The organism is Treponema sp., assembly GCF_017430385.1.
In the GTDB taxonomy this organism is placed as follows: Bacteria; Spirochaetota; Spirochaetia; order Treponematales; family Treponemataceae; genus Treponema_D.
In genome coordinates this window covers 1-14926 of record NZ_JAFRNB010000081.1, presented here as the reverse complement: position 1 = coordinate 14926, position 14926 = coordinate 1, and the positions used below count along the sequence as shown (strand labels likewise).

Annotated in this window: 14 protein-coding genes; 9 read left to right on the top strand and 5 right to left on the bottom strand. The window is 42.7% G+C overall.

Annotation, left to right across the window (positions count from 1 at the left end):
- Positions 1-239 precede the first annotated feature (239 nt).
- The 6 genes from IJJ71_RS05695 to pheS all read left to right on the top strand — a co-directional run bounded on the left by IJJ71_RS05695 (position 240) and on the right by pheS (position 6322).
- Complete coding sequence (locus tag IJJ71_RS05695) at positions 240-1781, top strand: DUF5312 family protein (RefSeq protein WP_296845865.1); 1542 nt, start codon at positions 240-242, stop codon at positions 1779-1781.
- Positions 1778-2890, top strand: coding sequence for a diguanylate cyclase DgcA (dgcA, locus tag IJJ71_RS05690; protein ID WP_296845863.1), 1113 nt, complete (start codon positions 1778-1780; stop codon positions 2888-2890). The genes IJJ71_RS05695 and dgcA overlap by 4 nt, the downstream gene beginning before the upstream one ends.
- A complete protein-coding gene (locus IJJ71_RS05685) occupies positions 2890-3555 on the top strand; it encodes a rhomboid family intramembrane serine protease (protein ID WP_296845861.1) in 666 nt (221 codons plus the stop codon). Before dgcA ends, IJJ71_RS05685 begins: the two co-directional genes overlap by 1 nt.
- Complete coding sequence (locus IJJ71_RS05680) at positions 3531-4214, top strand: hypothetical protein (protein WP_296845859.1); 684 nt, start codon at positions 3531-3533, stop codon at positions 4212-4214. The genes IJJ71_RS05685 and IJJ71_RS05680 overlap by 25 nt, the downstream gene beginning before the upstream one ends.
- Before the next feature lie 95 nt (positions 4215-4309).
- Complete coding sequence (locus IJJ71_RS05675; RefSeq protein WP_296845857.1) at positions 4310-4705, top strand: hypothetical protein; 396 nt, start codon at positions 4310-4312, stop codon at positions 4703-4705.
- Positions 4706-4765: 60 nt separating this feature from the next.
- On the top strand, positions 4766-6322 hold the full coding sequence (pheS, locus tag IJJ71_RS05670; RefSeq protein ID WP_296845855.1) for a phenylalanine--tRNA ligase subunit alpha: 1557 nt from the start codon (positions 4766-4768) through the stop codon (positions 6320-6322).
- 317 nt (positions 6323-6639) lie between these two features.
- Here pheS and IJJ71_RS05665 read toward each other — a convergent pair whose 3' ends face one another.
- From IJJ71_RS05665 to miaB, 4 genes are all read right to left on the bottom strand, one after another.
- Entirely contained in the window at positions 6640-7257 is a 618-nt protein-coding gene (locus tag IJJ71_RS05665; RefSeq protein ID WP_296845853.1) for a thiamine diphosphokinase, read from the bottom strand.
- 26 nt (positions 7258-7283) lie between these two features.
- On the bottom strand, positions 7284-7745 hold the full coding sequence (locus IJJ71_RS05660; protein ID WP_296845852.1) for a LapA family protein: 462 nt from the start codon (positions 7743-7745) through the stop codon (positions 7284-7286).
- Positions 7746-7815: 70 nt separating this feature from the next.
- Positions 7816-8406, bottom strand: coding sequence for a SanA/YdcF family protein (locus IJJ71_RS05655; RefSeq protein WP_296845851.1), 591 nt, complete (start codon positions 8404-8406; stop codon positions 7816-7818).
- Positions 8407-8716: 310 nt separating this feature from the next.
- A complete protein-coding gene (gene miaB / locus IJJ71_RS05650; RefSeq protein WP_296845850.1) occupies positions 8717-10108 on the bottom strand; it encodes a tRNA (N6-isopentenyl adenosine(37)-C2)-methylthiotransferase MiaB in 1392 nt (463 codons plus the stop codon).
- Between the two features lie 236 nt (positions 10109-10344).
- Between miaB and IJJ71_RS05645 the strand changes: the two genes are divergently transcribed.
- The 3 genes from IJJ71_RS05645 (at position 10345) to IJJ71_RS05635 (ending at position 14086) form a co-directional block, all read left to right on the top strand.
- Positions 10345-12231, top strand: a complete 1887-nt coding sequence (locus IJJ71_RS05645) for a methyl-accepting chemotaxis protein (RefSeq protein ID WP_296845848.1) — start codon at positions 10345-10347, stop codon at positions 12229-12231.
- A gap of 90 nt (positions 12232-12321) precedes the next feature.
- Positions 12322-13056 carry a hypothetical protein gene (locus IJJ71_RS05640; RefSeq protein ID WP_296845847.1) on the top strand — a complete coding sequence of 245 codons (735 nt, stop codon included), beginning with the start codon at positions 12322-12324 and terminating at the stop codon, positions 13054-13056.
- Complete coding sequence (locus IJJ71_RS05635; protein WP_296845846.1) at positions 13013-14086, top strand: HD-GYP domain-containing protein; 1074 nt, start codon at positions 13013-13015, stop codon at positions 14084-14086. The genes IJJ71_RS05640 and IJJ71_RS05635 overlap by 44 nt, the downstream gene beginning before the upstream one ends.
- Positions 14087-14125: 39 nt before the next feature.
- Here the strand turns inward: IJJ71_RS05635 and IJJ71_RS05630 are convergent.
- Positions 14126-14926: hypothetical protein (locus tag IJJ71_RS05630; protein WP_296845845.1), on the bottom strand; the 801-nt coding region annotated here is incomplete at its 5' end.

The following is a 14926-nucleotide window of genomic DNA, read 5'->3' as shown; positions in this document are numbered from 1 at the left end:
TCTGTCGTCCGTGATTTCTTCGAATGTTTCCTTCAATGTCATTTTTACTACCCGAAGTTATTTTATCATCTCGCCTAATCTTTAAATACAATACTTGTTAAGAATTCAATTGCAGAGTGCTTTTGATGCGGATGCCCTGAATACAAAGCTTAAAAATCTTGTAAAAAAGCCGTTTAGCTACTACAATAGAAGATATGGGATTTTTGAGGGCTTTAAAGGAATTATTTGAATCTATTTTCATGAGTTCATCTCCAGAAGTCAAAAAACGCACGGAGATGCGTAAAATCGAAAACGAATTGAAGGTGCTGCCGTCACAGATTATCAAGAACGGATTGCTGCAGCCTAACTTCGGTGAGTTGTTTCGTGTCCTTTACGAAAATACAAAGCCAATCGATGACATTCTTTCAAAAACTATCAATTCCGAGGATATTCCGCGAAACGGCCGCTTTGAGTCAGAGCTTATAATCACCGGCTTTGACGAAGCTTCCCAAGAAAAATTTTATTCCCTTGAATACGAAAATCGCAAAAAGGCTGTTATGGAATCCGACAGTCCTATAAACAAAGTGATTGAGCTTCAGCGGCGCACATTGGATCTTCTTCTCAAGCAGCTTACGGCACCAGGATTTATCAAGATTGACGATACAATTTCTTCCCTTAAACAGCTTGCTGATATTTGTCATTTTAATTACATAAACATCGTTAGGACTTTTGACCCGGAATTTGACGGCCTCGCATCTTCTTCATTCGTGAATGTCACAGCTGTTCCACCGGAGCGGCTTGCGGCGATTCTTCAGGATTTGTATTACCTTACTGCAAATTTCAAGATAACTGTTTCCGAAGAAATGGCAATTTTCGCGCTCAAAGAACTTCTTACAGGCCAGCCACTTTCTGAGCGTGAAAAAGAAGGCATTTCCAGCAATCTCAAAAAGATTAACACGGTCTTCACAAGATTCCTCACGGCTGATGTCCTTAAAAAAGTCATTTCTCTTGGACGAAAAGATTTTAATATCAATTTCCAGTTTGCATCTTATCGCACGGCATCGCTCAAAACTTTCATCGAATTCATGCAGAAGCGATTTGCATCTGATTCAGAGCGAATCAAGGGCGAAGTTAAGGATTACACGGTTTCTTTTGAAATAAAAGAATTGTTTGGCGAGCGACCTCTTGAGGAATTGAATGTTTATAATGCAGTGACAAACGAATATCTACGCTCGGAAACTCCATATTCTTTTGTGTGGATAACACCTCTGCAAGTTTTAAAATCATTCATGGCCCAGTTCATGACACCAGCTGTCAGAACGGTTCTCAACAATATCGTCATCGAAGGATTTTTCAACAACCAGAGTTACAAGGCCGATTTTTCTTCTACTATCTATGCGATGAACGAAATTGACAATCAAATTGCTGATTTTGAGAAAAGTTTTGAGCGTGGCGGCAAAAATGATGAGGCTCAGCTTCGAGGTCTTATTCAGGACAGCCGGGCAAATCCTGATTTCTTAAAAAAAGTCGGGGCATTAGTCGATAACATCAACAATCAGGCTCACAAACTGATTCAGGAATTGTCCCGTGTTTTGTATCAGCTTTATATGGAAATCGGCGAGCTGATTGTTGATTCAAAAAAGTCAAAGTCTGATATGGTTTCTAATATTAAGGTTCTTCTTTCATCTGCAAGAAATCACGATGGAGCTGGAATGATTGAACAACAGCAGGAAAACTGGAAGCTATTCCTTAAAATTATGAAAAATTACGCGATTATTGGTGAGATAGAAAAAGAATCATGAGTAATGAAATAGTCGAGATTGAGCAAAATCCGAAAGTTCAGGAAGTTATAGGCGAATATGAGAAGAAAATTTACGACTTGCAGCAACTTCTTGAAATCTCTCGTTCCCTTTGTTCTACCCTCGAATTTTCAACATTGATTGAGTCAATTCTCTACACTTGCATGGGGCAGTTTCATGTTCTCGGCGCGGGAATTTTTGTTCTTAACGCACTTGATGAAGATTCTTTTCACCTTGATTCAAATTACAATGGCATGGATCCAAATCCAAACATTTCTTATATCGTTCCAATGTCAAACCCGGTTGTCAGGCTTTTGGAATCGAGCAACAAAGTTTATACCGTTGATGAGCTTGTCGAAAATCTTCCTGATTCAACTGATTTGAACATGATTACAACCCTCAAGCCATCTCTGATAATTCCGCTTGTTCAGCACAACCATCTTAACGGAATTCTTCTTCTTGGTGAGCGAATTACTCTTGCGGATGATGCCAGCTACACTGATTACGAAAAGGAACAGCTTACGGTTATAGCTTCTTTGGCTTCTATCGCAATCAATAATGCAGCCCTTCTTGAACGGTCATCAACTGATATGATGACACATCTTAGGCTTAAATATTTCTTCTATAATGTGCTCACTGACAAACTCGACCATGCACTTGCCAACAAAGACAAGCTTTCGGTCATAATGTTTGATATTGATTTTTTTAAGCGTTTTAATGATACTTACGGCCATGCTTGCGGTGATTATGTTTTGCAGACTGTCGCAAAAATCATCAAGTCAAGCATTCGTGGTCAGGATATGGCTTCACGATACGGCGGAGAGGAATTCACGGTTCTTCTCAATGAAACTAGCATGGATGATGCGATGATTGTAGCCGAAAGAATTCGCAGCAAAGTCGAGCAATTTGATTTCTGCTACGAAGACAGGCATGTAAAAGTTACGATTTCCCTCGGAGTCACGACTTTTGACATCAATTTGAATCCTGTTACTTCGGCAAAGCAACTTGTCGATCAGGCTGATAAAGCCCTCTATGTTTCAAAAAGATCTGGCCGAAATCGTGTTACCTTTGCCGACTCAAAGATTATTTCTGATGTAGATTTGGATAACTAATGAATTTTTTACGAAAACCTTTCACTTATTCTTTTTTCAAGGCGGCTTTTGCTCTTGTCATAGTAAATACCGCCGTTCATTTTTTAATTGGATTTTTTGGCCTGAACAAGAATTTTTTCGGGCTTAGTGTATTTGGATTTGTTTATCAGCACAATTTCTGGCAGGTTTTTACCTATATGTTCATTCATGGAGATTTGAGGCATCTCTTCTTTAATATGCTCGCCCTCCTGATTTTCGGAACTTCGATTGAACGAGCTGTCGGTTCAAAAGAATTCCTGCTGATGTATTTTGTGATTGGTGTCTGTAGCGGACTTTTTTCTCTTGGTGCATATTTTGGATTCGGTCAGTTTTTGATGGCAAACGGAATTCAGCCGTGGACTTTCGGAATTTCATTGATTGGAGCGAGCGGGGCGATATATGGGCTTCTTTTTGCCTACGCTGTTTTGTTTCCGCGGTCGATAATATATATATGGGGCCTGATTCCGGTTCCGGCTCCGCTAATGGTTCTTGGCTACGCAGTGATTGAATTTTTCAGCCAGTTCGTAGGTTCAAGTAATGTCGCACATCTGACGCATTTGGCAGGATTCGGCTTCGCATGGCTTTATTTTGTCGTTCGCATGGGTGTTCATCCGATTAAGATATGGAAAAACGCTTACAGAAGATAATTTCTGTTTTTTTGATGTTGATTCTTCTCCCGATGTTTGCTCAGGATGTTAGTCAGGAGCGGATGGTTCGGTTCGCGCTTTGGGCATCCCTTGAGGCTTTTCCTGGAGTTGAAACCGTAGAAAAAAATGCGTTTGCGCTTCCAGTCCGAAAAATCAAAGAAGTCACGCCTCTTATTCTTTCTGGAATGGTCTACGGCTGGAATTTTGTTTATGTTCCTTATGATAAGGCTCGCGGGGTTCCAGAATATTTTGAATTTACGCCTGTCCATGAACTTAGTGAAAGTGAATTGAAGACTGTAAATTATGCCAAACCGTGGATAAAAGATTCGATTCTGAATTGCTGGGTTGAATACCGCCGTTCTGATGCTCAGGTTCATGTTTACAAAGGATGGGCTTCTGTCCTGCATCCGAGAATCAAGGGCGAGGGCTATGCTCAGCTTTCAGACGGATTTGAAGGAATTCAGGCTGCTTGTTCTGAGGCTTTAAAGCTTGCGGTTAGGAATTACGAGCGGAAATGGATTAAGTCCAAGCCAAAGGAAATCAGTGGAACTGTATTTATGAGCGAGCCGCCAAAAATCGGGGTGGATGCCGGGCGTTATAAAGTTACCCTTGATTTTTTTATGGAAACGGCTAAAATAGTAGAGTATAAGACTTTTTAAAAGAATTTTGTAACTTTTTATTTAGTCTTAAATTTATAATTGTATAAACATCTTGCAGATTGCTGTTTTTCAGCTTTCTACCAAGGAGGAATATTATGAAGAAATTTATCGCTGTTGTAGCAGCACTTTTTTGTTTTGCAGGTTTTGCATTTGCTGAAGATTTGTCAGAGTTGCAGAATGACCCAAACTTCGTCGACACTTCAACACGTCTTATTGTTCCTGAGAACCAGCACACAACAAACAAGACTGCAAAAGTTACTATTGAATACACTCCACTCACTGATGAGGCTCACATCTATTATCAGTGTTTGTCAGTGTCATTTGATCAGGGCGAGGCAATGAATACTGTTCTTGAATGTCTCGATGACTTCAAAAAAGAAAATCAGTATTACAACTATCGCTACCTCCGCAGGGATAACACAAAATTCTTTAAGGATGATAAAAATATGAAATGGGCAGTTTATCATTCTTATGTACAGTTCACGCGCTAAACGCAATGAGCCAGTTCATAAGAGCTGGCTCAAATTATTTATATTAGGATTACAAAAAAAATGGACATTCAGAACATTATCAAAAACCTTCACCCGCTTGAAATCAAGGTTCTTCTTAACTACACAGCAAAAGACGAATTAACATCAGAAAAGCTCCAGAAAGAGCTGGATTACAAAGAAGGTCATGCAAATCAGGCATTCAGCTGGCTTGGTGGCAAAGAGCTTCTTTCTGTCGTAAGCAAAACTCCACACACATTTTATGAAATCACTGAGCTTGGCCGTGCTTATGCCAAAGACGGAATCCCAGAAGTCCGAATCATCAACTTTGTAAAGGAAAACGGTGCTAAACTTTTGCCTGAAATCGCAGCCGGCACAGGCTTGGAGCAGAAGGACGTAGGTTCTGCTTTCGGTCAGCTTTCAAAGGCTGGTGTCCTCAAAATGAATGCCGAAAAGAAGGCTGAATATTCAGGCGCAGAAGTTCCGACAAATATCAAAATTGCCACAGAATTGTTTGAACGTGCCGCAAAAGCAGAGAATGGTCAGCTTGACAACGCAGCTTTGACTGCAGAAGAGCAGAAAGTCATTACAAACTATGCAAAAAAGCGAGGGGCAGCTGATTCACCATTCAAAATCATTGAGCGTGAGACAGTCGTTTATAAACTTGAAGCAGCAAGCGCTGATGTTGTAAAGGCTCTCAAAAATGCCGGAATTACAGGCGAAGAGCTTGGTGCCGTCACTCCGCAGATGCTCGCAAGCGGAGAGTGGAAGAACGGCACATTCCGTGGCTACAATATCGCAATTCCGCCGGCACGAATCATTCCGGGCCGCACAAATCCTTATGTTCAGTTCCTGGAGCATGTTAAGGACAAGCTCTGCTCACTCGGTTTCCAGGAATTCGACGGTCCTCTCGTAGAGACAGAATTCTGGAACGGTGACGCACTCTTCATGCCTCAGTTCCACGCTGCCCGCGACATTCACGACGTTTACCGAATCAAAAACCCGACTCACGCAAAAGAAATCGAAGAACCGTGGCTTTCAAATGTTGCTAACACTCACAAAAACGGCGGCAACACAGGAAGCCGTGGATGGAACTACAATTTCGACCACGAGTTCACTCGCCGATTGGTTTTGCGCTCACAGGGCACAGTTCTTTCGGCTCACCAGCTTCACAAGGCAGAAATCCCGGGCAAATACTTCGGTATCGCACGATGTTTCCGCTACGACAAAGTTGACGCAACTCACTTGAGCGACTTCTATCAGACAGAAGGTATCGTTCTTGGTGACGACGTAAACTTGCGCACTTTGCTCGGCTTCCTTGAGATGTTCGCAAAGGAAATCGCTGGTGCAACAGAGGTTAAATATGTTCCTGGCTACTTCCCGTTCACGGAGCCATCTGTCGAAGTTCATATCAAGCACCCTGTTTTGGGCTGGTTCGAGCTTGGCGGTGCTGGTATTTTCCGTCCGGAAGTTACAAAATCAATGGGCGTAGATGTTCCAGTCCTCGCATGGGGTATGGGTATCGACCGAATGGCGCTCATGGCACTTGGTTTGAACGATTTGCGAGAGTTGTTCAGCGAGAACATTGAGGAAGTTCGACTTAGAAAAGCGAAGTTTTAATCAATACAAACAAAAGGCGTACAAAATTCACTTGCAAGTGTGAAAAAGCGTACGCTTCCAGAAAAAACACGGTATTGAGGAACCTACGCAGCACAGCTGCTTCGGAGAATCGCTAAAAACTCACCTCGTGAGTTTTCTTAACGCTCCCTAGGTGCAAGGGGACTTTTTAGAACTCTTTGTTTTACGTATTTGCTTGCGGTGCATTAACCTTGCAAGTGCCTCAAACCGTTCTGCTTTTCTTCCCGCTTCCGTTTTTTCGCATTTAATTGATTCTTAGTACATCATTTTGCATTTTTTTCTTGCTTAAAGTTGCATAGTTACCATATTTTAATTAGTAGCAAACAACCTTCCTGCACAGAGACTTTGGCGGTCTTTCCTTTTAGCACTTCGTTGCTGATTCCGTATTGATAATCTTGTTTGATTTCGGCATTTTCTAGCGGATATTTTGCGTCTTTGATTGTGATTCCGCTTGCTCTTCCTGTTATGTTCAGGAGCGAGAAATAGGCATAATCGTCCGTGATAAGGGCTTCTTTTTTGCCGACAAGCTGCATTTCAGAATAATCATCGAGCATCATGGCGGTTAAGCCTTCCTCAAAGCATTTTACGAGCATGTAGAGGTTCCCAAGTCCATGGTCGAGCCTTGCGCCAATCATTCCGATGAACAAAAAATCTTTGAAGCCGCGGGCAATTGCTGTTTTGAGCGCGAAAACTGAATCCGTATCGTCTTTTTCGCGTGGAAGGGCAATTGTTTCGATTGTGGAATGAGGATTTTTGTGCGAATCGAAGTCACCGACAATTAAATTTGGTCTGACTTTGAGTTTTTTAATGTGATTTAATCCGCCGTCACACGCGATGACAAAATCGTCTTGCCGCAAAAACGAGCGGATTTTTTTGTAGTTTTTGATTGGGGCAGCCCCGATTATTACGCAGCGCATTTCAACAGGCTCATGACCGCAAAGAGTTAAACTGGCGCGCCTGTGCTTTCGGCATCAGCTGAAGCGGCATTTTCTGACTTTGAATCAGCTTTTTCTTCCTTGGAGTTTTTCTTTCCTGAGCCAAAAAGCGATTTTTTCCCGCTTTCATTTTTGCCTTTTTCGCTTTCTGCTTTGCTTGCCTCGCGCTTGATTTTGAAATCAAAAAGAGTTTTAGACTCGGTAGCCACAGGCTTTTTTGGCTGTTCTTTGTTTTCAACAGTTGCTTTGTCTTCTGTTTTAGGACACTTCTTTTTTTTGCCGCGGCCAAAAGTGAATGGCAGCATGAAAACGGCACCGATTGCAAAGGAAATAATGACAGTCATAAAGACAGGAATGTCTTTAAATGTGTAGAAAATGAAAGTGATGTCGCACTTGTTGTCAAGATTCACGCCTGCAAAAATTGTTACGAGAATCAAGAGAATTATAGTTCCGATGAGTTTAACTGGCATTTAGCGCTCCTAATATTCAAAAATTATACATAAAGTTTTGTTATATTTAAAGTTGTTTTGATAGTCTTTTTTAATCTCTGGTTGAATTTCCATCGCCTGTAATCGGAATTTTTTGTCCGAGCAATCCAGGTTTTGCGTTGAAAGCCACGCTGAAAAAGGCTTTTACCCGCGCAAGGCATTCCCGCATTTCCCATGAAAGCTTTACACGCTTTCTGAAGGGATTTTTTTCTTCGGGGATAAAGCCTATGGCATCTAAACCGAGTTTCCGAGCAATATAAATCGCTCTGTAAATATGAAATTTTTGAGTTACAACGATACAATCGCTTACACAAAAAACGTCTCTGGCCCTGTACATTGAGTCGTAAGTTGAAAAGCCTGCGTGATCAAGAAACACATCGCTTTCGTTAAAATGATGCATAACATTGATATACGAAAGGGCCGTGTTCACTTCATCGTAGGATTTATGTCCGTGGTCGCCAGAAATCAGGACTTTCTGAACTTTGTTGTTTTTGAGCAGCTCCATTCCGCCTTCTATCCGGTCCCGAAAAACAAAAGAAACGCTCCTGTTTTTGTATACGGCAGCCCCGAGAACTATCGCCGTGTATTTTTCTGGAACTTCTTCAGCTTTTGTATAAACGAATTTTCGTGTCGAAAGAATCATGCAGGCATTCACGAGAACAACAAAACAAAAACAGGCCAAACAAGAAAAAAAAGCTATGCGAAAAAGGATTTTTATTGCTTTTAGAAGGGGAAAAGCCTTTCCCCTGGGTTCAGCCTGCAAGCGGTCTTCACCACACCCCTTTCTCCTAAGGGGCAAGCCCCTTAAAATCCCCGCTCCCCGTTTAGCAAACTGAACGTACCTCGAAACAAGATTTCTTTCTGTTCTTATTCTCATAAAAGGCAACCCCTAAAAGATTTTTAGGATTCGCACGTAAATCCTAACGCGTTTTTTCAAAAACTCGCCGATGATTTTATTGGCTTAGAAGAGTTCCTCTGAAAGTATTTCCATTCAAAGAGTCTATTTTTACCTTGACGAAAGTTCCAATCAACTTTTTGTCAGCTTTGAAGGCTATGCGCTCGTTCTGCTCGGTTTTGCCCAAAAGTTCTGTCTCGTCGTGGCGGGAAACAATGTCGCAGAGGACTTCAATTTCTTCGCCGATTCGTTTTGTCATTACTTCTGTTGTGTGCTTTGACTGCAAATCAATAACTTTCTGGAGGCGAGCCTTTTTCTCTTCGACTGGAATCTGGTTGTCGTATTTTGCAGCCGGTGTTCCTTCGCGCGGGTTGTAGAAATACATGAAAGCCGACTCGAATTTGACTTCCTCCATGAGCGAAAGAATGTCCTTAAACTGCTCTTCGGTTTCGCCAGGGAATCCGACCATCAAATCGGTAATCAACTGAGTGCTTGGAGCGGCCTGGCGCAATTTTCGTGCAAGCTCTACGAATTCTTCGCGGGTGTTCTTTCGGTTCATGCGCTTTAAGATTTCGTTGTTTCCGTGCTGGGCTGCGATGTGGAAGCCCCGGCAGACATGAGGATTCCGTTTGATTACTTCGATAAGTTCGTCTGAGAAGTCGTTCGGGTTTGAAGACTCGAATCGAATCCACTTAATGGAAGATTTTGTCTCGTCGATGTGACGGCAGATTTTTTCAAGAAGCTGGGGGAAATTTGTGCCGTCTTCGCCCTTGTATGCGTTTACGTTCTGACCAAGAAGGGTAATTTCCTTGACATTTGCTTTGCTCAAAAAGTCGATTTCGGCCAGAATCTTGTCGACGCGGCGGCTGATTTCGCGGCCACGGACATAAGGAACGATGCAGTAAGTGCAGAAATTGTTGCAGCCGTGCATAATCGGAACGAAAGTTGAGAATGCGCCCTGCTCGTAAGAAATTGGTGCGAAGGTGTATGTTTCTTCTTCTTCAATTTTGAACGGGTCGCTGCCTTTTTCGACAGCCTGAATGATTTCACCGAATTTATATTTTCCGAAAGTGCCGACGACATAATCAACGACAGGATATTCTTTTTTGAGATCGTCGAGCAAACGCTGGGCCATGCAGCCCATTACGACCAGTGTGAGCGGAACTTCGCCATTCTTTTTGAAGAACTCAGCGGCATATTTCATGTCATCGAGGCGGATTTTGGCATTTAGGTCGCCCATTCGGATTTTCTTTACGCCTTCAAAATAGCCCAGTCGGCCCAAAATGCGCTGCTCGGCACTTCCGCGAACGGAGCAAGTGTTGATAATAACGAGATTTGCTTCTTCTGGGCGTTCAGCCTTTTCCCAGGAGCGTGAAATCAAAAGCTGCTCTACGCTTGCGCTTTCTGCGATGTTCATTTCGCAGCCGTAAGTTTCAAAAAAATACTTCATAAAAATTCCTGAAAGAAAAGCGTTAGGGATAGTAGCGGCTTGTTCGCGAAGCGAATGTAGCGAAAGCGGAACCGCGGATAGCCCGACCCGCTTTAGCGGGTAACGCCCATAATACCTTATTTTTAAAGAAAATTCTACCATAATTCATTAATTTCTGGACAGATAGAAATTCAGTGGTATAATTTAAAATTATCTGTATAAAGTTCGTAAACTTGTTTCAGGAGGCATATTAATTTATGGCAGAGTCAACTAAACATGGGCTTTTTGGCAGTTTGAAGGTTAAAGTCGGCGGTTTTTCAGTTTGTATCTTGCTTGTAGTTGCCGCAGTGTACACTGGCTTTTCTTTGAAAACTCTTGTTTCGGTACAGAAATACACCTTGGAAAATCAAAAAAGCCTTATGCTTTCTGGTTATGATGAAAAAATTCAGTGGCAGGTACAGAATGTAATTTCCCTCATTAAGACTTATGATGAGCTTTATAAAGATCAGGGGCTTTCGCTTGAAGAGAGAAAATCTTTTATAAAGGAATTGGTTCGTGGCATCCGATACGGAACGGACGGATATTTCTGGATTGATACTTTTGACGGCGTGAATGTTTTGCTTCCGCCAAAACCGGCTACCGAGGGCACAAATCGACTTGACTGGACCGACCAAGACGGCAAATATATGGTCAAGGAATTCATCGAAATCGGTAAAAGTGATGCGGGCGGATTCTGTGATTTTAAATTTCCTAAGCTTGGAAGTGACAAACCTGAGCCAAAACGCTCTTACACGGCTCCATACAAGCCTTATTCATGGGTTATCGGTACTGGAAATTATATCGATGATATTGATGCAGCTGTTGCCAAGGAAGAAGGAAATCAGCTTTCTTTGTTCAGAAAGATTCTGACTCAGCAGGTCGGAATTGGCTTCCTTGTCGTTATCATTGCATGTATTGTCTTCGTTTTGGTTATTGTCCGTGTTTTTGTCCGTCCGATTGCGCGAATTACGGAGAATTTCAAGGATATTTCTGAAGGTGAAGGTGATTTGACGGCGAAACTTCCTGTTTCGGGAAAAGATGAGATTGCTCAGCTCAGCGAATACTTCAACCGTACAATCGAAAAACTCCGCACGGCAATTTCCCACATCAAGACAAAATCGGGCGACATGCAGACTCTTGGAGATTCACTTGCAGGAAACGCATCTAACACGGCGAGCGCAATCACTCAAATCATATCGAATATCGATCACATAAATGACCAGATTGCAGGACAGAGCCAGGGCGTTCATCAGGCGGCAGATGCCGTTGACACAATCGCCTCAAGTATTTCTCAGCTTGACAACATGATTGAGCGGCAGTCTTCTAGCGTTGCAGATGCTTCAAGTGCCGTTGAGGAAATGATTGGAAACATCGCTTCGGTCAATTCTTCCGTTGATAAAATGGCGGCTTCGTTCACAATTCTTGCACAGAACACCGACACCGGCGTAAACAAGCAGAAGGATGTAAACGAGAGGATTCAGCAGATTGAGGAACAGAGCCAGATGCTTCATGATGCTAACCTCGCAATCGCAAGCATCGCTTCGCAGACAAATCTTCTTGCAATGAACGCGGCAATTGAGGCGGCTCACGCAGGCGAGGCAGGAAAGGGCTTTGCGGTCGTTGCAGATGAAATCCGTAAGCTTTCAGAAACTTCGAGCGTACAGTCAAAGACAATCGGTCAGCAGCTCAGCAATATTAAGGATTCGATTTCCAGCGTCGTCGTTGCTTCAACAGAGGCGAGTGAGGCATTTGCAATCGTATCGAATAAAATCGGTGAAACGGAACAGCTTGTCACTCACATCAAGAATGCAATGGAAGAGCAGAATGAAGGTTCTCAGCAGATTAACAATGCGCTCCGAGGCATGAACGACAGCACGGGCGATGTACGACATGCTTCAAAGGACATTGCAGGCAGAAACGAGCTTATCCTTGAAGAAATGCAAAAACTCCGCTCTTCTACCGAAACAATGCGGCAGGGAGTTGAAGAGATTTCCAGCGGTGCACACAGAATCGGTGAAAGCGGCGACATACTCGCAAAGAATTCAAACGATGTTCGTGATGCAATCGACGAAATTTCTTCGCAAATCAATCTGTTCAAGGTTTAAGCCGAAAATCCGTGGCGGTTGCAGAAAGCGTACAAGAGTTCCGTACGGTCAATCTTAAACCGCGATTCTGCATCCTGCTCTGGAGTTTTTATGGAAAAGGAAAAAAAATCGAACCTAATAATTTTTAGCGTTCTTGGCATTTTTTTTGTTTTTATACTCGTAACTTTTTTAATTCATATTTTTGAGACAAATCGGTTTAACGCAAAGGAAAGACTTGTTTCTGACAATGAAAGCGCGGAATGTATAATCAGTCTCTATCCGAGGGCGGGGCTTGCTGACTCATGGGACAAGCGCGACATTGAATTCAATGATGAAATCGTAACTTTTACAGGAACAACTTATGACTGTATGGTTCAAAATTTCAGCGATTCTGTAATTACTGACTGGAATATCCGTATCAACATAAAAAAAGAGTGCTACATCAACAATTCCTGGTGCGGCACGGTCGAAATTCATCAGCACTCAAAGCAAAGCGGCAAAGAAATCGTTCAGGAACTCGATTTAAGAAATTATGACGACAGCAAGATTATGCTCGCTCATTTTTATGTTTCTCAGGACTTGTACATTCCGCTTGATTACGGCGATTACATTATTTACAGACCTTCTGAGATTTCGGGCGAAATGCCGGTCCAGGCTTTCAAGGAAGAAGCCGGAAAAGTTGTCATCGGATTCATTTTCTACTATAAAAAGGGTGAGAGTCTTGATTTTTCGAGCACAATGTTCTACAAACTCACCCGAAGTTATTTTCAGGGAACCAAGCCAAAGCTGCTCATCGGGGCGTTTGTCGTCTGGGTTATGCATCCGTGCGACAACTTTGCTTCATGATTATTTTGAAAAATACACGAGCATTCGCAAGGCACTGTCTGAAATCCCGGCAGCATTTTTTATTCCTGAGAACATCAGGGAAGTGAAGGAATTTTACAATCTTGATACTCTGAAAGACAGGCTTAAAGACACGGACAATTGCAGCGCAGATTTCAAATCCCGTGACTTGCATGGACCTGACACTGGCCGATGGTATCGTTCTAGTTTCATCGTGTGTAAAAGAAATTCCAAGAATGAGCCGATTGAAGTTATTTGTGTTGCGCGGGATGTTGATTCCGAAGTGCGGGAGCATGAAGAGCACAAAATGATGCTGGAACGATTTGCTACTGAACTGAGCGATGAAGTTGCAAAGCAGACTGTTCACATTCAGGAAATTCAGCGGCGAATCGTCTCAAGCTTGGGTGATATGATTGGCTCACGAGATGGAAATACTGGCGGTCATGTAAAACGAACGAGTGAAGTCATGAAAATCCTTGTTGATGAGATAATCCGCCGAAACAAAGCTGGAACTGGCAATCCAAAATTCCTAAAAATTTCTGCCAAAAAAGGTGAGGATATTATCAGGACCGCTCCTATGCACGATTTGGGCAAAATCTTCATCGACACAAAAATCCTCTGCAAGCCGGGCAAACTGGATGATGATGAATATAGAATCATGAAAACTCATTCCGAGCACAGCGGTGAAATCGTAAATCTTATTCTTCGTGATGTTGAGGAAGAGGCTTTCGTGAACACGGCTTTTAATGTCGCGCGCTATCATCACGAACGATGGGATGGAAATGGCTACCCGGAAGGAAAATCCGGCGGCAAAGAAGGAGAGGGCATCCCAATTGAAGCAAGAATCATGTCCGTGGCCGATGTTTACGATGCGTTGGTCAGCAAAAGATGCTACAAAGAGCCGATGAGTTTTGAGCAGGCCTACAAGATTATGATTGACGGCATGGGAAAGCAATTTGATCCTGATTTGGAAGAGATTTTTGTTGCCTGCCGAAAAGACTTGGAGCAGTATTACTCGGAGAACAGCGAGTAAAAAAACAGCCTCCTTTAGCAAGGGGGCTGCTCGAAAATTCTATTCTTTTTTCTCGTAATTCAAAAGAAATTCCCAAACCGGATCGTACCAGTGGGCTGATTTTTGGCCATCGACAAGATATTGCTCAAAAGTAGCACGGATATGCTCGCGTACCTGATAGGCTTCTTCTTCGCTGAAACCATCTGGATTTACAAACAATTCGCTGATAAATTTGCGGGCATCTTCGAGAGTTATCCATTCAGGGAAATTTGCGGTCACAAGATAAAGAGCCGCAGGAATGCAGTTGACTGAGTGTTGCTTTACATAAAGAACAGTCTCGGTAATTTCAAGCGCGCCTTTGTAAAGTTCCTCGCCCCAAAGCCGTTTTTCTGTCTCGGTGAAATCTTCTGTGCCAAAAATATAGCGATAAAATCCGAAAGCAAGAAAAACAGTGGAAACATGAAGGCTCGGAACGCACAAAAAATGCGGGTCGAGCGCGTGAATCTGCCTGAACTCGCGCATTTCCTTGTACTTTGGGCGGTCAGTTGTCGTGAGCCGGAAATGATAAATCTTACCGCAGCACTGATAAAGCCTTCGGAAACGGAGCATCCATTGCTTTGTAAGGCGGCTTGCGTGCCAGAATCCGAACTTTTTGACAAGCATGGCAAGCGGGCGCACCCAGAGATTGATAAAATCCAGATAAACCTTGACTTTCGACGGCGTAAACGGAATTTTTTTGTCGAGCGGATGGTCAACATGCACGACAGGAATGTGCAGGATATGAAATTTTTCGAAATATTGCAAAAAGAAAAATTCTTTGAGAATTGTAGCGAAACATTTGAAGTTCGTAATAAAACTCGG